16 protein-coding genes and 1 pseudogene are annotated in these 18,173 nt (G+C 60.0%); 10 read left to right on the forward strand and 7 right to left on the reverse strand.

Going from position 1 to position 18,173, the window contains the following annotated elements:
- Positions 1-134: 134 nt before the first annotated feature.
- The gene (locus tag ACA068_RS29265) at positions 135-3,008 is read right to left on the reverse strand and encodes an EAL domain-containing protein (RefSeq protein WP_497306541.1); all 2,874 of its coding nucleotides are present in this window, start codon (positions 3,006-3,008) and stop codon (positions 135-137) included.
- Between the two features lie 258 nt (positions 3,009-3,266).
- Between ACA068_RS29265 and uvrD the strand changes: the two genes are divergently transcribed.
- The 3 genes from uvrD (at position 3,267) to ACA068_RS29280 (ending at position 7,161) form a co-directional block, all read left to right on the forward strand.
- Positions 3,267-5,450, forward strand: a complete 2,184-nt coding sequence (gene uvrD, locus ACA068_RS29270; protein WP_056738578.1) for a DNA helicase II — start codon at positions 3,267-3,269, stop codon at positions 5,448-5,450.
- 291 nt (positions 5,451-5,741) lie between these two features.
- A complete protein-coding gene (locus tag ACA068_RS29275) occupies positions 5,742-6,617 on the forward strand; it encodes a Tim44 domain-containing protein (protein ID WP_497306543.1) in 876 nt (291 codons plus the stop codon).
- A 136-nt stretch (positions 6,618-6,753) separates the two neighbouring features.
- Positions 6,754-7,161 carry an SMI1/KNR4 family protein gene (locus ACA068_RS29280; protein ID WP_007943369.1) on the forward strand — a complete coding sequence of 136 codons (408 nt, stop codon included), beginning with the start codon at positions 6,754-6,756 and terminating at the stop codon, positions 7,159-7,161.
- A gap of 21 nt (positions 7,162-7,182) precedes the next feature.
- On the opposite strand, the gene ACA068_RS29285 is transcribed toward ACA068_RS29280, so the two are convergent.
- On the reverse strand, positions 7,183-8,946 hold the full coding sequence (locus tag ACA068_RS29285; protein ID WP_497306545.1) for a cation:proton antiporter: 1,764 nt from the start codon (positions 8,944-8,946) through the stop codon (positions 7,183-7,185).
- A 204-nt stretch (positions 8,947-9,150) separates the two neighbouring features.
- Here ACA068_RS29285 and ACA068_RS29290 point away from each other — a divergent pair, with 204 nt between their 5' ends.
- Complete coding sequence (locus ACA068_RS29290; RefSeq protein ID WP_219094686.1) at positions 9,151-9,633, forward strand: acyl-CoA thioesterase; 483 nt, start codon at positions 9,151-9,153, stop codon at positions 9,631-9,633.
- 128 nt (positions 9,634-9,761) lie between these two features.
- Here the strand turns inward: ACA068_RS29290 and pdxY are convergent, their stop codons facing one another.
- Positions 9,762-10,634, reverse strand: a complete 873-nt coding sequence (gene pdxY / locus ACA068_RS29295) for a pyridoxal kinase PdxY (RefSeq protein ID WP_497306546.1) — start codon at positions 10,632-10,634, stop codon at positions 9,762-9,764.
- A gap of 120 nt (positions 10,635-10,754) precedes the next feature.
- Here pdxY and ACA068_RS29300 point away from each other — a divergent pair, with 120 nt between their 5' ends.
- Positions 10,755-11,168 carry a DUF3301 domain-containing protein gene (locus ACA068_RS29300; RefSeq protein WP_497306548.1) on the forward strand — a complete coding sequence of 138 codons (414 nt, stop codon included), beginning with the start codon at positions 10,755-10,757 and terminating at the stop codon, positions 11,166-11,168.
- On the opposite strand, the gene ACA068_RS29305 is transcribed toward ACA068_RS29300, so the two are convergent.
- The gene (locus ACA068_RS29305) at positions 11,165-12,130 is read right to left on the reverse strand and encodes a CobW family GTP-binding protein (protein ID WP_497306550.1); all 966 of its coding nucleotides are present in this window, start codon (positions 12,128-12,130) and stop codon (positions 11,165-11,167) included. The two genes, ACA068_RS29300 and ACA068_RS29305, sit on opposite strands and share 4 nt — an antisense overlap.
- Before the next feature lie 27 nt (positions 12,131-12,157).
- Here ACA068_RS29305 and ACA068_RS29310 point away from each other — a divergent pair, with 27 nt between their 5' ends.
- Positions 12,158-12,514 (forward strand): NADH:ubiquinone oxidoreductase, encoded by a 357-nt coding sequence (locus ACA068_RS29310; RefSeq protein ID WP_497306552.1) that lies wholly within the window; start codon positions 12,158-12,160, stop codon positions 12,512-12,514.
- Here ACA068_RS29310 and ACA068_RS29315 read toward each other — a convergent pair.
- Together ACA068_RS29315 and zigA are read right to left on the reverse strand one after the other, a co-directional pair.
- Entirely contained in the window at positions 12,511-13,161 is a 651-nt protein-coding gene (locus ACA068_RS29315; RefSeq protein WP_497306553.1) for a DUF1826 domain-containing protein, read from the reverse strand. The genes ACA068_RS29310 and ACA068_RS29315 overlap by 4 nt on opposite strands.
- The gene (zigA, locus tag ACA068_RS29320; protein ID WP_497306555.1) at positions 13,161-14,369 is read right to left on the reverse strand and encodes a zinc metallochaperone GTPase ZigA; all 1,209 of its coding nucleotides are present in this window, start codon (positions 14,367-14,369) and stop codon (positions 13,161-13,163) included. Before zigA ends, ACA068_RS29315 begins: the two co-directional genes overlap by 1 nt.
- A gap of 143 nt (positions 14,370-14,512) precedes the next feature.
- Here zigA and ACA068_RS29325 point away from each other — a divergent pair, with 143 nt between their 5' ends.
- Complete coding sequence (locus ACA068_RS29325) at positions 14,513-14,890, forward strand: glutamine synthetase (RefSeq protein WP_497306557.1); 378 nt, start codon at positions 14,513-14,515, stop codon at positions 14,888-14,890.
- Here ACA068_RS29325 and ACA068_RS29330 read toward each other — a convergent pair.
- A pseudogene (locus tag ACA068_RS29330) lies at positions 14,887-15,650 on the reverse strand (N-acetylmuramoyl-L-alanine amidase). The gene ACA068_RS29325 and the pseudogene ACA068_RS29330 overlap by 4 nt on opposite strands.
- Before the next feature lie 86 nt (positions 15,651-15,736).
- On the opposite strand from ACA068_RS29330, the gene folE2 reads away from it, so the two are divergent.
- The 3 genes from folE2 to ACA068_RS29345 are packed head-to-tail and all read left to right on the forward strand — an operon-like array spanning position 15,737 to position 18,164.
- On the forward strand, positions 15,737-16,633 hold the full coding sequence (gene folE2 / locus ACA068_RS29335) for a GTP cyclohydrolase FolE2 (RefSeq protein ID WP_497306559.1): 897 nt from the start codon (positions 15,737-15,739) through the stop codon (positions 16,631-16,633).
- Positions 16,630-17,298, forward strand: a complete 669-nt coding sequence (locus ACA068_RS29340) for a metal ABC transporter ATP-binding protein (RefSeq protein WP_497310683.1) — start codon at positions 16,630-16,632, stop codon at positions 17,296-17,298. The genes folE2 and ACA068_RS29340 overlap by 4 nt, the downstream gene beginning before the upstream one ends.
- Positions 17,298-18,164, forward strand: coding sequence for a metal ABC transporter permease (locus ACA068_RS29345; protein ID WP_497306561.1), 867 nt, complete (start codon positions 17,298-17,300; stop codon positions 18,162-18,164). Before ACA068_RS29340 ends, ACA068_RS29345 begins: the two co-directional genes overlap by 1 nt.
- Positions 18,165-18,173: the final 9 nt, after the last annotated feature.

The following is an 18,173-nucleotide window of genomic DNA, read 5'->3' on the forward strand; positions in this document are numbered from 1 at the left end:
GGGCTGGACTCTTTGTTATTGGCAGGTGCCGGGGATGTAGCAAGCTTGTAGTTATACTACATGAATCGGCTTTTTGCCTGCTCAATGCGTAACTCGATGTCCCCATTCCACGCCACATGCGCTTCATGTAGCACTTACAGGGGTTTTGCGTCCTCACGTAAAAGCGCAGCCAGGTCATCGGCCTCAACCGGACGGCTGATCAGGTAACCCTGCACTTCATCGCAGCGCTCGGCTTTCAAGAATTCCAGTTGCTCTTCCCGCTCGACCCCCTCGGCCACCACTTTCAGCGACAAGCCGTGCGCCATGGCAATGATCGCCCGGGTGATCGCTGCGTCCTCGCTGCCTTCCCTCAGCCCGCGAATAAACGCCTGATCGATCTTCACGTAATCCACAGGAATGCGTTTGAGATAGCTCAGGGATGAATACCCCGTGCCAAAATCGTCGATCGCCAGTTTCACGCCCAGATCCCGCAACTGCTGGAACGTCGCGATGATGTGTTCGACGCTGTCCAGCAACTGGCTTTCGGTGAGTTCGAGTTCCAGGTAGTGCGGCGCCAGTCCGGTTTCTTCCAGTACCTGCCGCACCAGACTGACCAACTTGCCCTGGCGCAATTGATGGACCGACAAATTGACCGACACGCGAATCGGCTCAAGCCCCTGCCGTTGCCATTCGCAGGCCTGCCAACAGGCTTGGCGCAACACGAACTCGCCGATCGGACCGATCAGCCCGGTTTCCTCGGCCAGACCGATAAAGTCCCCCGGCGGCACGCGCCCCATGGTCGGATGATCCCAACGCACCAGCGCTTCGGCCGCGTTCAGGCGTCCGGTGGCGAGGCAAAGTTTCGGTTGGTAATAGACTTGCAGCTGCTTCTCTTCGATGGCTTTGCGCAGCTGATTTTCAAGCTGCAATCGCTCAAGGGTGCTGGCCTGCAAGCTTTCGGTGTAGAACTGAAAGTTGTTACCGCCCAAGTGTTTGGCGTGCTGCATGGCAATGTTCGACTGGCTGACCAGCGCGGAAATTTCCCTGGCGGTGTCCGGCAACATGCTGATGCCCATCGAGGCGCTGACCACCAGTTCATGGCCATCGACGGTGATCGGCAAACGCAGTTTGGTCGACAACCGGGTCGCCACTCGCGCCAGGCTCGACAGGTTGCCGTAGGCATCGAATATCACCGCAAATTCGTCACCGGAAAGCCGCGCGATGGTGTCCGCCTCGGGCAATGCGTTGACCAGCCGCCGGGCCATTTTCTGCAGCAACTGGTCGGCGACTTCATGACCAAGGCTGTCATTGAGCAGCTTGAAACGATCCAGGTTGATATGCAGCAGCGCCAAACTGCGACGCCCGCCCTGACGCACGCGCTGATGAGCCTCGCGCAGCCGTTCGCGGAACAGTGAACGGTTGGCCAGGCCAGTGAGTTCGTCGTAATGGGTCAGGTAGCGCATGCGCTCCTCGGATTCCCGTCGCGCGGACAGATCGGCGAAGAAGCCGACAATATGGCTTACCTTTCCCCGAGTATCCCGAACAGCGTTCAGTTGCAGCCATTGCGGATAAAGCTCACCGTTCTTGCGGGTCTCCACCAGTTCGCCCTGCCAGGTGCCGTGCTGTTCCAACGCATGATGGATCGCACCGTAGTGCCGGCGCGCATCGCGACTGCACGGCAACTCGACGACGTTGCGCCCGAGCATGTCTTCGATGTCGTAGCCGGTAACCCGGCTGAACGCCTGATTGACCGCGATCAGCGCGTAATTCGGGTCGAAAATCATGATGCCTTCGCTGGCCGCCTCGAACACCGTCGCCGCCAGTTGGCGCTGTTCTTCCTGGCCCTTGTTCGCGCTGATGTCGCGGCGGGTGCCGACCATGCGGATCACTCGACCATTTTCGCTGCGCTCGACCGCTCGTCCACGGTCCTCGATCCAGACCCAGTGGCCGTCGCCATGCCGCACCCGGTATTCGATCTGGTAGTCCTCGCTACGACCTTTCAAATGCTCGACCAGGGCACGGCGCAGCGACGGCAAGTCTTCGGGGTGAAGGCGCGGCTTGAGATGGCTGAGCATCGCGGTGACGAATTCCGGTTCCAGGCCGAACAACTCCTGAAGCTGGGTGTGATGGACTTCATCAGTTTGCAGGTTCCAGTCCCACAACCCGAGTTCACTGGCCTTCAACGCCAGCGCCAGCCGCGCTTCGCTCTTGCTCAGGGCCTGGTTGGCCGCATCCAGCTCAAGGCTGCGCTGGGCAACCCGGTTTTCCAGCTCGACCTGGGCTTCGCGCAACTTGTCTTCGGCGCACCGACGGTGATCAATCTCTTTGGCTAATTCGTGATTGAGCTGGTCACCGCAGCTCTGCGCCTGCTGCAAGTGTTCGATCAGGGCCTGATTCTGAAAGCGCCGCAGCAAGCCGCTGTCGATCAACCGATTGACCTGCCAGGCCACCACGCTCAACGCGCCCAATAAAATCAGCCCGAACCAGCCCCACCCCTGGCCTTGCTCATCTCCACCCCAGAATAGATAGGCGATGGCCGGCAACAGGCAGGGCAAGGTAAAGGACAGGAACGCCGGAAGGCTGACCGCGTAGGCGACGCTGGCCGACAGGGCGGCGGCGCCGATCAGGCCGAACACCCAGGCCTGCTGGATGAAGTTGTCTGCGGGGACCAGCGCGATGCCGGCACCGGCCAGGGTCAGGCCGGTCATGGCAGAGCCCAGCAGGAACATTCGACGCCAGATCGGGTGGGCCTGGCGGTTGGGAATGGCCGAATCGAAAGCCGCAACTTGAATCACCCGCAAGGCCACCAGCGATAAAAGCCAGATCAGCCAGACGCTGACGATGAAGTAGCGCTGTGGACTCCAGAGCAGCCCGGCACAGACCAGGCCGTTGATCAGCATGAACAGCGTAGGCAGCAGCGAGCCCTGGTAGAGCAGGCGCGTGCGCTCGACCGCCATTTCCATGGCGTACTGTTTGCGGATAACCCGAGGCTCCACAGAGGGGCCCGACAGGTCAGAGCTGAGGGTCATAGGCAATGTTCTTGTTCTTATAATGATGAGCATGAGCCCGAAACGTGGACGGAGCATACACAAGCCGATGCCCTTACCAAACTGCCTCAGATCGTAAAATCGATAAAATTTCAGCCCCCCGCCGCCCCCTCAAAACCCTTGGAGCGAGCCCCGCCAACGCTTGCAGCCAGTGACTGACCGGTCGTCATTCGTGCTTCTTTCATCGGCTAATGCAAAGCTCGGTTTGCCCGGTGTGACGGCGCACCCTAGAATGCCCCGATGCGCGATGATCTCTCCCTTCTGCTGAACTCCCTCAACGATGCCCAACGCCAGGCCGTAGCTGCCCGCGTGGGTCGTCAGTTGGTCCTGGCCGGTGCTGGTTCCGGTAAAACCCGAGTGCTGGTGCACCGTATCGCCTGGTTGATCCAGGTCGAGAACGCCTCGCCCCATTCGATCCTGTCGGTGACCTTCACCAATAAGGCCGCTGCCGAGATGCGTCATCGCATCGAGCAGTTGATGGGCATCAACCCGGCCGGCATGTGGGTCGGCACCTTCCACGGCCTGGCGCACCGCTTGCTACGGGCGCATTGGCAGGAAGCCGGCCTGAGCCAGACCTTCCAGATTCTCGACAGCGACGACCAGCAACGGCTGGTCAAGCGGGTGATCCGCGAGCTGGGTCTGGACGAGCAACGCTGGCCGGCCCGTCAGGCTCAGTGGTTTATCAATGGGCAGAAAGACGAAGGTCTGCGTCCGCAACACATTCAAGCCAGCGGCGACCTTTTCCTGGCGACCATGCGCAGCATTTATGAGGCCTACGAGGCCGCTTGCCTGCGTGCCGGTGTTATCGATTTCTCCGAATTACTGCTGCGTGCCCTCGACCTGTGGCGCGATCACCCGGGCTTGCTGGCCCATTACCAGAAGCGCTTCCGCCACATTCTGGTGGACGAGTTCCAGGACACCAACGCCGTGCAGTACGCCTGGTTGCGTTTGCTGGCCAAGGGCGGCGACAGCTTGATGGTGGTGGGCGACGACGATCAGTCGATCTACGGCTGGCGTGGCGCGAAAATCGAGAACATTTATCAGTATTCCGACGATTTTCCGGATGCCGAGACCATTCGTCTGGAGCAGAACTACCGCTCCACCGCCGGGATTCTCAAGGCTGCCAACGCCCTGATTGCCAACAACACCGGGCGCATGGGCAAAGAACTGTGGACCGATGGCGGTGAAGGCGAAGCGATTAATCTGTACGCCGCGTTCAACGAACACGATGAAGCACGCTACGTGGTGGAAACCATCGAAAGTGCGCTGAAAACCGGCTTGGCCCGTAGCGATATTGCGATTTTGTACCGCTCCAACGCCCAATCACGCGTTTTGGAAGAAGCGTTACTGCGCGAGCGCATTCCGTACCGCATCTATGGTGGGCAGCGCTTCTTCGAGCGCGCCGAAATCAAGAACGCCATGGCCTACCTGCGTTTGCTGGAAGGTCGCGGCAACGATGCGGCGCTGGAACGGGTCATCAACGTTCCGGCCCGTGGCATTGGCGAGAAAACCGTTGAGGCGATCCGCGACCATGCGCGCCACAGTGATGTGTCGATGTGGGAAGCCATGCGCTTGCTGGTCGCCAATAAAGGCCTGACCGGTCGCGCAGCGGGTGCGCTCGGTGCGTTTATCGAGCTGATCGAGAACCTCGCCGCCAAGTGCATGGAAATGCCGCTGCACCTGATGACCCAGACGGTTATCGAACAGTCGGGGCTGATTGCCTACCACGAAGCGGAAAAGGGCGAGAAAGGCCAGGCCCGGGTAGAAAACCTTGAGGAATTGGTCAGCGCCGCGCGCAACTTCGAAAACGCTGAAGAAGACGAAGATCTGACGCCGTTGGCGGCATTCCTCGGCCATGCGTCGCTGGAGGCTGGAGATACCCAGGCGGACGAGCATGAAGACAGCATTCAGCTGATGACCTTGCACAGCGCCAAGGGCCTGGAATTCCCTTATGTGTTCCTGGTGGGCATGGAAGAAGGCCTGTTCCCGCACAAAATGAGCCTGGAGGAGCCGGGACGCCTTGAAGAAGAGCGCCGTCTGGCCTACGTCGGCATTACACGGGCGATGCAGAACCTGGTGATGACCTACGCGGAAACCCGACGTCTGTACGGCAGCGAGACCTACAACAAGGTGTCGCGTTTCGTGCGTGAGGTGCCGAAAGGCTTGATCCAGGAGGTGCGGCTGTCCAACAGCGTCAGCCGTCCGTTCGGTGGTGGTCAGCAACAGAGCTCCAGCAGCCTGTTTGGCGGCAGCGAGATTCCGGACACCGGGTTCAGCCTCGGTCAGGCCGTGCGGCATTCGGTGTTTGGCGACGGTGTGATCCTGAACTTCGAGGGCGCCGGGGCTCAGGCTCGGGTGCAGGTGAACTTCAGCGAAGGCAGCAAGTGGCTGATGCTGGGTTACGCAAAGCTCGAAGCGATCTAAAGCCTGTCTGATTGCTTTTCTGTGGGAGCGAGCCTGCTCGCGAAGAACGATAACGCGGTGTTTCTGATAAACCGCAGTGCGGCCTTTGTGAGCAGGCTCGCTCCCACAGGGCTCACCCTTCCTACAGAACTTATCCACTCGTCCTACAGACCAAAGTTAACAGGCCTTATTGCGCTGACTGAAGCTGAACACAACCTGTCAGGCAAAAGCCCGAAACACTCTGCCGCTAGCCAGTAACACTTCAGCTGTGCAACATGGCGCGCGTGCCCTCCACAAATGGGAATTCCCTTTATGAAACGTTTTCTTAGCATCGCCATGGCGTTGTGCATTGGCCTGACGATGAGCCTCGACGCCAATGCCGCCAAGCGCTTTGGTGGCGGCAAGAGCTCCGGCGCTGCGCCGACTCACCAGACCAGCCAAATGGCTCCTTCTTCTGCCGCAGGTGGTGCTGCCGCCACTGCGGGCGCGGCCGGTGCCGCTGGCGCTGCCGCCAAGGCCGGCGGTGCTTCGCGCTGGCTCGGCCCTCTCGCCGGCATCGCTGCCGGTGGCTTGCTGGCCTCCATGTTCATGGGCGGCGGCTTCCAGGGCATGCAGATCTTCGACATCCTGATCATGGCCGTCATCGCGTTCCTGGTCTTCCGCTTCATCGCCGCTCGTCGTCGCAAGCAGCAGGAGCATCTGGCTCCAGCTGGCGCGCCGATGCAACGTGAAGTGTTCGAGCAGAAGCCAGCCGGCATGGGTTCGATCTTCGGTGGCTCGGCGGCACCTGCTGCCGCTCGTCCGGTAATCAACGCGCCGGCCTGGTTCAATGAACAGAACTTCATTGAAGCGGCCCGCAACCACTTCCAGTCCCTGCAGCAACATTGGGACGCCAACGAAATGGACAAGATCGCCGAGTTCGTGACACCGCAATTGCTGGAGTTCCTCAAGCGCGAACGTGCCGACCTGGGCGAAGGTTTCCAGTCCACTTTCATTGATAACCTCAATGTTCAACTGGACGGCGTGGATGATCGTGCGGACAAGACCATCGCCACCCTGACCTTCACCGGCGTGTCGAAGACTTCCCGTTTCGACCAGGGCGAAGCGTTCAGCGAAAGCTGGAACATGGAACGTCCGCAGGGCGAAAACCAGCCTTGGCTGGTGGCCGGTATCCGCCAGAACGGCTGATCCCCTCTGCGTTAAGCATGCTGTAATAGAAACCCCGGCCTCGGCCGGGGTTTTCTATTTCGCAGTTGCATCTGTAGCGAGCTACTGTATAAACCGCCCCAACTAAACCGCGCCATCAAGCAAGAGGATCCTGGACGTGGAAGAAATCATCGAACAACTGCGTGAAGCCAACGAACCGGTACCGGTCCCCTTGGAGTTGCCTGACGAAGACCAGATTGTAGAAATCGAGGAACAACTGTTCATCGACATTCCCTTCGTCTTCAGAGAGTTTTTGTTGACCGTCAGCGATGTTGTCTACGGCAGCCTGGAGCCGGTGACCGTCACCGACCCGCAATCCCACACCTACCTGCCGGACGTTGCAGCCAACGCCTGGGACGCAGGTGTTGACCGCAGCATGATCCCGATCTGCCAGGACGGTGATGACTACTACCTGGTCGAAGAAGACGGCACCGTGGTGCTGTGGCAGGCCGAAGAAGAACTGATTGCCGAAGAAACCTGGGAATCGGTGTGGCACTGGGCACGGGACGTCTGGCTGGAAAGCTGAGTCGTCTGACACGCCGCGTGGTCAATGCCCGGACGTTTCCTTATGGTTGTCCAGCGTTTCGAGCAAAGCCACCTGCATCCGCGTGTGCACGCGGATGAACCAGCGCCAGAGCAGTGCCGCCACCCCGGCCGCAACCACGACGATCAGGACCAGCAACTTGTTGGTCGGCAAGATACTGGCCGACAAGGCTGCCAGCAGCAGGAAGATCACCAGCAGCGAGAGAATGGGGATCACTTCGGCGATCACCCGACGCACTCGCTGCGTATGTCGGCCCGCCATTTCCGGTTTCACGCCCATCTCCGCCAGCAGCATCGACAGCGCCTTGAGCTTGCGATAGGCGGCGATCAGGAATGGCAGCGACAACAGCAATGCCCCACCCCAGATCAACGCTTTTTGCCAGCTCGGATCGCTGATCCAGTCTTGCAGATAAGCGGACATGCGTTTGGCGAAGAACGCGCCGGAAAAAAAGATCGCAATCACCAGCGCCAGATTGACCCCGACCTGTAACAGAATCCGCCGGATCATCGACGCCAGTAACGCGCCCTCGCCCTGAGGCTGGATGCTGCGCAGCCACTCGCCATACATTCCCAACACTCGACCCAGTCGTTGCGGCATCACTGCTGCAAGCTTGATGGACAGCGGATCAGCCGCGCGGATCAGATACGGTGTCAGCAACGTGGTAATCACCGAGACCGCCACGGCGACCGGGTAGAGGAAATGGCTGGTGACCTGCAGCGTCATGCCCAGCGCGGCAATGATGAAAGAAAATTCGCCGATCTGCGAAAGCCCCATCCCCACACGCAGTGAGGTGCGTCCGTCATTGCCGGCGATAAACGCCCCGAGACCGCAGGAAAGCATTTTGCCGAGCACTACGGCCACGGTGATCACCGCGATCGGCCAGGCGTATTGCAGCAGGATCATCGGATCAAGCATCAGCCCGATAGCCACAAAGAAGATGGCACTGAACAGGTCGCGAACCGGCTCGATCAGGCGCTCGATCTTCAGCAACTGCCGCGACTCGGCCATGATCGCCCCAATCAGGAACGCGCCCAGGACCATGCTGTATTCGAGCTTGACCACCAGCAGGCAGAAGCCGAAACACAGGCCCAGCACTGTGATCAGCAGCATTTCATTGCTCTCGAACTTCGCCACGTAGGCCAGTAATCGCGGCACCAGCAAGATGCCGATCACCAGCGCAACGATCATGAACAGCGAGAGCTTGCCCACCGTGGAAAACACTTCGCCGGAACTGACCGTGCCGCTGACCGCGATGCTCGACAGCAAGGCAATGATGCCGATACCGAGGATGTCCTCGACGATCAGTACACCGAAGATCAACTGAGCGAAGCGCTCGTTTTTCATCTTCAGGTCGTTGAGTGCCTTGACGATGATGGTGGTCGAGGAAATCGCCAGGATCGCGCCGAGGAACAGTGAGTCCATAGTGTTCCAGTCGAACCATTGGCCGATTTCGTAGCCAATCCAGATCATCAGCACAATTTCGAGGAACGCCGCGATGAATGCCGTGGCTCCGACCTTGAACAGCTTGCGCAGGCTGAACTCCAGGCCCAGGCAGAACATCAGGAAAATCACCCCGAGTTCCGCAAGCGTCTTGATGGTTTCTTCGTCGTGGATCAGGCCGAACGGCGGTGTGTGCGGGCCGATGATGAAGCCGGCGACGATATAGCCCAGCACCACCGGTTGTTTGAAGCGATGAAAGAGCACCGTCACCACCCCTGCGACCAACATGATCACTGCCAGATCCTGAATAAAACTGATGGCATGCATCGTGTCGGGCTCCTTGAGGTGGACGTCCGGAGGTTAACACCGCGACTTCCGCCAGAAAGGCGGTGCAATATATGGAAACAGATCGATCCGGCGTGACGGCGACCAGCCGCCCGGCGTCCCGATAACTGTGGTTTGAAAAAAACCTTCCAGGCACCCGCAGAGGTGCCGCCCTTCCGCCATTCTGCCTTGACCCGTGAGAACGCTATGGAACCCGGAAACGCCCAGCTGTCGATGACGGTATTGATGACCCCAGACATGGCCAACTTCTCTGGCAATGTCCACGGCGGTACCCTGCTCAAATACCTCGACGAAGTGGCCTACGCCTGCGCCAGCCGTTACGCCGGCCGCTACGTGGTGACTCTGTCGGTGGACCAGGTGATTTTCCGCGAGCCGATCCATGTCGGCGAGTTGGTGACCTTCCTGGCCTCGGTCAACTACACCGGCAACACCTCCATGGAGGTTGGCATCAAGGTGGTGACCGAGAACATCCGCGAGCGCTCGGTGCGCCACACCAATAGCTGCTTCTTCACCATGGTGGCAGTGGATGACGACCGCAAACCGGCGGCTGTCCCGCCGCTGCAACCGCAGAATAGCGAAGACAAGCGCCGCTTCATTCAGGCACAGCAACGTCGGCAGATTCGTCAGGAACTGGAAAAGCGGTATCAGGAAATCAAGGGCGATGCCTGAGCCGTTCAGTCTGTTTGATGGCGTGCCTTAGATAGCCTTCGCGAGCAAGCCCGCTCCCACATTTGTCCTGCGGCGTTCACAGCGTCAATGTGGGAGCGGGCTTGCTCGCGAATGGGCTCACTGCGGATTCAGAGGCTGATGGCGGTCGCTTCGAACTTCACCCGCGGATGCGCAATCCGGTCCTGAGCCCGTACCAGCTCCAGCTCATAGCTGGCACACGCCTGGGTTTCCAGCAGCACTTCATGCACTGCTGCCGCCGTGAACTCGAAGGCCGCCAACAGGCTGTCGCCCAACAGCACACGCGCCAGGAACAGCCCCGACGTCAGGTCACCAACGCCCACCGGCTGACGCGGAAACGCCAACAGCGGACGACGCAAGTGCCAGCTGCCTTCAGCCGTCACCAGCAACATCTCGAAGCCATCCGCCGGTTTGCCGGGATAGTCCAGATGCTTGACCAACACCGCTTTAGGCCCGCGCGCCAGCAGTGCGCGCGCCATCGCCAGGCAATCGAACAGCGACTGCGGCTTGCGCCCCGAGAAGCTGTCCAGCTCCAACTGGTTCGGGCACATGAAGTCCGCCACCGAAGCCGCCTCTTCCAGCAGGAAATCGCTGACTTCGGCCGGCACGCTGCAGCCCTTCTCCGGATGGCCCATAACCGGGTCGCACAAATACAGCGCCTTGGGGTTCATCGACTTGATCCGCGCCACGCCCGTCAGGATCGCCCGGCCCTGAGCCGCACTGCCGAGGTAACCGGAAAGCACCGCATCGCAGTTGCCCAGCTCGCCAATCGCCGCGATCCCTTCGACCAACTCGGGGATCTGGTGCGGCGCCAGCACTTCACCGGTCCACTGGCCGTATTGGGTGTGATTGGAGAACTGCACGGTGTTGAGCGGCCAGACGTTCACCCCGACCCGCTGCATCGGGAAAACCGCGGCGCTGTTGCCAGCGTGGCCGAACACCACGTGGGACTGGATGGCGAGCAGGTGGGGCGTGCGTTTCATGCGGTGTGTTTTCCGTCAAACGATTGAAATTCGAGCCGCGCAGTATGCGACGAAACACGGCCTGTACGACAGACCGGCGACGCAGTTAAGCTGGCACTATCTTGTTGGAGCAACCTGTTGATGCTGACCCTCGGAAATATCTTTGTGTTGATGCTGCTCGCCACCGGCGGCGCGTGGCTGTGGCACAACCACGGGCTGCGCGAGCGCGCGCTGGAACGGGTCAAGCTGCATTGCACCAAGCTCGGCATCGAGCTGCTGGACGGCAACGTGGCATTGAAAAAGATCGCGTTCATCAAAGATGCCAACGACCGGCGGCGCCTGGCCCGCGTGTACAACTTCGAGTTCACCGTGACCGGCGAAACTCGCCACAACGGCACCATCACTCAGTTCGGCGCCCACAGCGCGCAGATCGAGTTGGCGCCCTACCCGATGCCGTTCGACGACACGCCTGCGGTGGTCGACGTAGTGAAGCCTCGCGCGGATGTGATCGAGCTGAGCCAGTGGCGGCAAGAACACACCAAGTGGCGTCCTTAACCGGTCCGACAGTCGGCCAACGCTTTCTGCAGTGAATCCATATTCTGCGGCTCACCAAAAATCAGTTCGATCCGCGAATCCAGGCGCCATTCACTGGGCTGCCATTCCAACGGCGAATTATCCAGCGCATTCGCCGAAACCCAGCCATCGAGGCTGTGGATAACCAGTTTCGCCCGCCGCCAGGCAATGCTTTCAAGCCACTGGCCAACGCGCGCCACATCGAAGGTCTGCGTCGGATGCCAACGCCAGCCGACACTCCAGCCGCCCTCCTGCGCCTGACTCAAGCAAATCGGCAGCGCAGGATCGGTCCAGATGGCCGGCATCTGCGCCAATCCCCTGGGCACGATGAAGTTATCCACACCCGCCACCGCCTGAGCGCCAAGGCCCGGTAATTCGCTCAACGGCAGGCGCGCTTGCTGCGTCCAGTACAACGGGCGAGCAGGCAGCTGCGCGGCGATTCGCTGGCGATCATTGACGTCGAGACCTTCCGCCTTGTTCAGCAACAACAAACCGGCACTGCTCAACGCCTCCTGTTGCGCCTCGGGCAATGGTTTACCGACCGCGAGCGCCTGGGCATCCAAAACCAGTACACAAGGTTGTACCGCCAGTACGCCTTGCCACGGTGCTTCACTCAATTGCTTGAGCAACTGCGCCGGGTGGCCCAGCCCTGAAGGCTCGATGAACAGCCGATCCGGCCGCGCCTTGCGCAGCAACCGCCCGAGGCCGATCTGAAACGGCGCACCGTTCACGCAACACAAACAGCCCCCGGCCACTTCCCCCAGTGCGATACCATCGGCGTCCTGGGTCAGCAGCGCGGCATCGAGGCCGATCTGGCCGAACTCGTTGATCAGCACCGCCCAGCGTTCGTTCGCTGGCTGCTGCGCCAGCAGGTGCTTGATCAAACTGGTCTTGCCCGCGCCCAATGGGCCGGCAATGACGTGAGTGGGAATGTTCTGCAACATGGTCGATGTTTTCTGAGGAGGTAATGGATGCGGTTGATGGGATTGTCGTTGGTGTTGGCGCTCTGTTCCGGCGAAGCGCTGGCCCAGGCTTGCGTAGTACATAGCACAGCCGAGCGACTCGACGTAAAAGTCTGCCAGCAGAACCGCAACATCCCGGAAAAGCTCTTCGCCGACGGATTCTGCCAACCGAACCTTCCCGGGCAGAAAGTCGAGGTGCAATACGTCGACCAATGCCCCACCGGCGCGTTCGGCGTGTGCAGCAACGCCCAAGTCGCCAATATGCCTTACCGGCAGGATATTCACTATTACGGCGTGGCCACCGATGCGGCGTATCTGAAGCCGTTTTGCGAAGGCCAGAGCCAAGGCAACTGGCTCAAGCCTTAAGCCAGCCAATCCAGGGTCAGAATCAAACGACGTTCGCCCGACGCGGGTTGCGGCGAACGGTGGATCAGGCCGGAACCTTCGTTGCCGTGCCATTTCTCGCCTTTGAGCAGTGCCACTTCGCCGCTGGCGATTTGCTCGATCAGCGAATCTTGCGTGGGTTCGGCTTCAGGTTTTCCGAATTGCCGGCGATCCATCACCCCCTCTTTCAGCCACTGACTGCCGGTGCCGGAATACGTAGTAATCAGCCGCACCGGCACATGATCGACGTGAAAGCGCGGGCACATGGCCTTGTCCAGAACGCGCACGCGCAGGCCGATGCGCTTGGCGCCCAACAGACAGGCGAATGCGCTGACCAGCCAGGACACGTCGGCAATGAAACCGGCATACCCTTCGATATCGCTGAATCGTGAGGCCAGCCCATGTAGATTGGGTTCGGCGTCATCGCTGGACAATTCCAGGACCAGCGACTCAGCCAGCGGTTCGCTCAGGGACAGCAACAAGCACCCGAAATCACTGATGTGAGCCGGGAGCTGGCGCCGCCAGACGGCCAGATTTACCCCGTCCTCAAGAATTCGAGTCAAGGTTTGCGGCGTTTCGCCTTGAACCTGATGAACGATCGGCCTCGGCTTCAGGCTGGGCGCCAACATCAGGCGGCAACCTCTTCGTGCCAAGGGCCGAACGGATCTGACAGCAAGCGCCAGTCCTCGACACCCATGGCCATTTCATCATCGCTCAGCAGGCAATTGTCGAGTTCAGCGGTGAGTTGCGTGAAGTCGATGTTCTGACCGATGAACACCAACTCCTGACGGCAATCGCCGGTGGCGGCCGTCCAGTTTTCCATGATCCCGGCCGTGCTTTCTTCGTCCTGCGGCCACTCGGTTTTTGGCACGAAGCGCCACCAGCGCCCGGCGAAACCGTGACGCATCAAGCCACCGGCCTGGGACCAGCTACCCGCGTCCGTGTGCTTGCTGGCCAGCCAGAAAAAGCCTTTGGAGCGCAGCAGTTTGCCGTTCACCCATGGTCGATCGATGAAGCTGAAAAAACGTTGTGGATGGAACGGTCGGCGGGCTCGGTAGGCCGTCGAGGCGATGCCGTACTCCTCGGTCTCCGGCACGTGTTCGCCGCGTAACTCTTGCAGCCAGCCTGGCGCTTGAGCAGCCTTTTCAAAGTCGAAACGCCCGGTATTGAGGATTTCCTTCAGGGGGACTTCACCCATGACCATCGGGATGATGTGCGCCTGAGCGTTGAGGCGTTCAAGGATCGCGATCAGCTCTTCGCGTTCGTGGCGGCTGATCAAATCGATCTTGCTGATGAGGATCACGTCGGCAAATTCGATTTGCTCGATCAACAGGTCGGTGATCGAGCGCTCGTCTTCCTCGCCCAATGTTTCACCGCGGGATGCAAGGCTTTCGGCCGCTTGATAGTCGAGCAGGAAGTTCATGCCGTCGACCACCGTGACCATGGTGTCGAGCCGCGCGATGTCGGCCAGGCTCTGCCCTTGCTCATCACGGAAGGTGAAGGTTTCCGCCACGGGCAACGGCTCGGAGATGCCGGTGGATTCAATCAACAGGTAATCGAAACGCCCATCCCTGGCGAGTTTGCTGACTTCTTCGAGCAGGTCTTCGCGCAAGGTGCAGCAAATGCAGCCATTGCTCATCTCCACGAGTTTTTCTTCGGCGCGGTTCAGGCTGACATCGCGCTGGACTTCGCTGCCATCGATGTTGATCTCGCTCATATCGTTGACGATCACGGCGACTCGCAGGCTCTCGCGGTTACGCAACACGTAGTTAAGCAGCGTGCTTTTACCGGCGCCGAGAAAGCCGGACAGGACGGTCACGGGGAGACGATTGGGCATCAGGATTTCCTCACAGAGATGCCCGATCGCAGTGTCGGGCTGATTTCAATGTTATAGTATAACAATGCAATCAAGCCAGTCCGCTCTTGCCCTCCACGATAAAGGTCACGATGCTGAAACCCGCCCACTCCGTGAGAATTCCCATGCGTATTGCCCTGAAATCAGCGCTGGTTACCTTTTCGCTGTTGCTCTCCGTAGACGCCTGGGCACAGATCCCGAGCCTGGCCACATGCACCCGAAGCGCCAATCTGCTCGCCTGCGTGGATGCCGATGGCAACGCCTATAGCGTCAACACCGTCGGCAGCACGATCTACTTGCGCGGTTTCGAAAGGGTAGGCAAACGCTATTGGGCGCAGACCAACAGCCGTTACGGTCAACTGACCTTTTTCACCGGTATCGCCTCCGACGGCGAAGCCTGGGTCGGTTACAACCGGCGAGTCGGGTGGACTACGATCAATCGCTTTTCCAGCTCAGGCGGCAGTAGCGCCAGGTTTACCTGTAGCAGGATCAGCGGCTGCTAGGCCTGCGCTTTTTTCTGCTGCTGTTGCCAGGCGATGTAGCTGTCGAGCGGCGGGTTCTTCTGAAAATAGCGCTGCAATCCTTCGAACAATCCATCAGCCACAGCCTGCTGATGGCGTGCGGTCACCAGTCGCTGGCTGTCGCGGGCTGTCGCGGGCGTTGGAAATGAAGCCGGTTTCCACCAGGATCGACGGCACGTCCGGCGATTTCAGCACCGCGAATCCCGCTTGTTCCACGCGCTTCTGATGCAGCGTGGTGATCCCCGCCAGGCTGCCGAGCACGGTGCTGCCCAGCTGCAAGCTCGCGGCGATGGTGGCGTTCATCGACATGTCGAGAATGACCCCGGCGAGCATCGGGTCCTTGTCCTTGAGATTGAGCAGACTGGTGGCGCCCAACAAGTCCGCGCCGTTCTCCCGCTGCGCCATGAAACGCGCCGCGCACCGGACCGCTGAGGTCGAGGACGATCCGCGTATCGCCCTGACCAAAATGCCCGGAACGGATCGAGCGAATGACCGTATTGCCAAGCGCCAGTTGGCTGAAGTCGCCGCTGAGGCTGGCACCACGCAGGTCAATGATCAGCCGCTCGGGAGCGCTCAGTGAAAAGGTTTTGTACTGCACCGGCCCGCTCAAATCGAATACCAGACGCAGCTTGTCATTCGATCGCCAGAGCCGCGCGTTGCGAATCTGCGTGGCCGAAACACCAAAGGGCAAAGCGAAGGCCGCGCAGGCCAGCATCCAGTTGAGCAGGTGACGTCTTTGCATGTTGGAAGCCGCTCGTGAAAAAGGCATGGTCGATTTCAATGTAATAACATAACATACGAAACTCCACTCCTACGACGGACCTGCTCATGAATGCGCTGACTCTGCCGGATATCGCCGCGCAGGCTTCACGCCAAGCCCTGCCACTCGAATGGGTGGGCATGTGCGGCATCGCTCTTCCTGTGTTGTTCGATGGCCAACGGCTTAGCGCAAAGGCAGACGCCGGCGTGAGCCTCGATGATGGAGAAGCGCGCGGCATTCACATGTCCCGGCTGTATTTAGCGCTGGAAGCACTTGAGCAGGAAAACCTGACGCCCGCCCTGTTGCGGCGAGTTCTTCAAAGCTTTCTCGACAGTCATCAAGGGCTGTCCCACAGCGCTTACTTAAAAATTGATGCGGATTTACTGCTCAAAAGACCGGCGTTGATCAGTCCGTTGGCCGGCTGGAAAACCTATCAAGTGAGCATCGAAGCGCGGTTGAAAAACACGATGTTCCACGTGGAACTAAAAATCGATGTTCCATACGCCTCGACCTGTCCGTGTTCAGCCGCACTTGCCCGGCAGTTGATTCAGCAACAATTCGTCGACGACTTCGCCAACAAGTCGCTGCAACACGCTGATGTATTGGTGTGGCTTGGCTCTACCAAAGGCATCGTTGCGACACCTCACAGCCAACGGAGCACCGCACGTTTACAGCTACGACTGGACGACTATCTGGATGACCTGCCGCTAATTGCACTCATCAATGACGCCGAAGCGGCACTCGGTACTGCCGTGCAAACCGCCGTGAAGCGCGCCGATGAACAAGCCTTCGCCCTGGCCAATGGGCAAAATCTGATGTTCTGCGAGGACGCCGCGCGCCGTTTGAATCTGGCCCTGAAACGCTCTCCCGGTATCAACGCCTTCCACATACGCGTCGTCCACGCTGAAAGCCTTCATGCCCACGATGCCGTTGCCGAAAGCCGATGGAACTGGGTAGCCGCATGATCCGTTGCCAGGCATTGCGCTGGGGTGCACCCGGTCAACCGCTCACACCGCCCGCAGATTTCGAGTTGTCCGAAGGAAGTCTAACGGCCGTCATTGGCGCCAATGGCTCGGGTAAAAGCAGCTTGCTGAAAGTCATCGCAGGGCTGCAAAAACCCTTGGCCGGGAAAGTCAGCCTCGATGTTCCACGCAAGGGCTCGCTTTCCTTCCTCCCTCAACAGCAACACCTAGACAGACAATTCCCCATCAGCCTTCAGGAGTTGGTAGCCGCTGGTTTCTGGGGCAGCAAACAATCGCCGGAGGCGCGCCGCCAACGCCTCAAAGCCGTGCTGGAAGACTGGCGCCTGACGGGTTTGGAACAGCGCACGTTGATGGCCCTCTCCGGCGGCGAATTGCAGCGCGCCCTGCTCGCCCGCTTGAGTCTTGCCGAAGCGCCTTTGCTGTTGCTCGATGAACCCCACGCCGCGCTCGATGAGCTGGGCCAGTCGCTGCTCTGGAAACACCTTCATAACTGGCACACCGAAGGTCGAACCCTGGTGGTCGTGTGTCATGACCTGGCTTCGGTTCGCCAACACATTCCTCAAAGCCTTCTGATCAAAAGTAGCGGCTGCGTCCTTGGACCCAGTACCGAATTGATCCGCCAACCACCGCAAGCGCAGGTGGCCTGATGCTCGCTGCCGCTCAGCTCTGGCAACCGTTCCACGAGTTTGTATTCATGCGTCGGGCACTCTTTGGCGGATTGGTTCTGGCTTGCAGCACCGCGCCGCTGGGCGTGTTTCTGATCCTTCGTCGCATGAGCCTGATCGGCGACGCCGTGGCCCACGGCATCCTGCCGGGTGCAGCCCTCGGTTTCTGGTTCGCCGGTTTGAGCCTCCCGGCACTGACCATTGGCGGCCTTGGCGCAGGCCTGAGCATGGCCGGACTCGCCGCCTGGATCACCCGCCGGACGGGCTTGCGCGAAGACGCAAGTCTCGCTGCGATCTATCCAATTTCCCTCGCCAGCGGCGTGCTGATCCTCGGCATCGCCGGCAAACGCCTGGACCTGCTTCACCTGCTGTTCGGCTCGGCACTGGCGGTCGATGGGCCGACGCTAACCGGCATGCTGTGGGTCTCGGGATTCAGCCTGATCGCCATGGCGCTGATCTACAGACCCTTGCTGCTGGACACCCTGGATCCGCTTTTTCTGCAAACCGTCAGCCGTCTTGGTCCGCTGGCCCACGGCGTATTTCTGACCCTGGTGGTGCTGAACCTGGTGATCGGTTTCCAGGCCATCGGTGCGTTGATGGTGGTCGGTTTGATGATGTTGCCGGCCGCCGCGTCGCGCTTCTGGAGTCGTCGTTTGCCGGTGTTGATCGCGATCGCGGCCCTGCTCGGCTGCCTTTCGGTGTGGCTCGGCTTATTGCTGTCGTTCTATTACTCGCTGCCCAGCGGCCCGGCGATCGTGCTGGTGGCGGGCGGTTTGTACGTGCTGTCCGTGGTGTTCGGTCCGGTGCACGGCTTGCTGCGCCGCCCGCCTTTGCTCACATCCCAATGAGGTGCTTTC

It is taken from the genome of Pseudomonas sp. LBUM1660 (assembly GCF_059695935.1).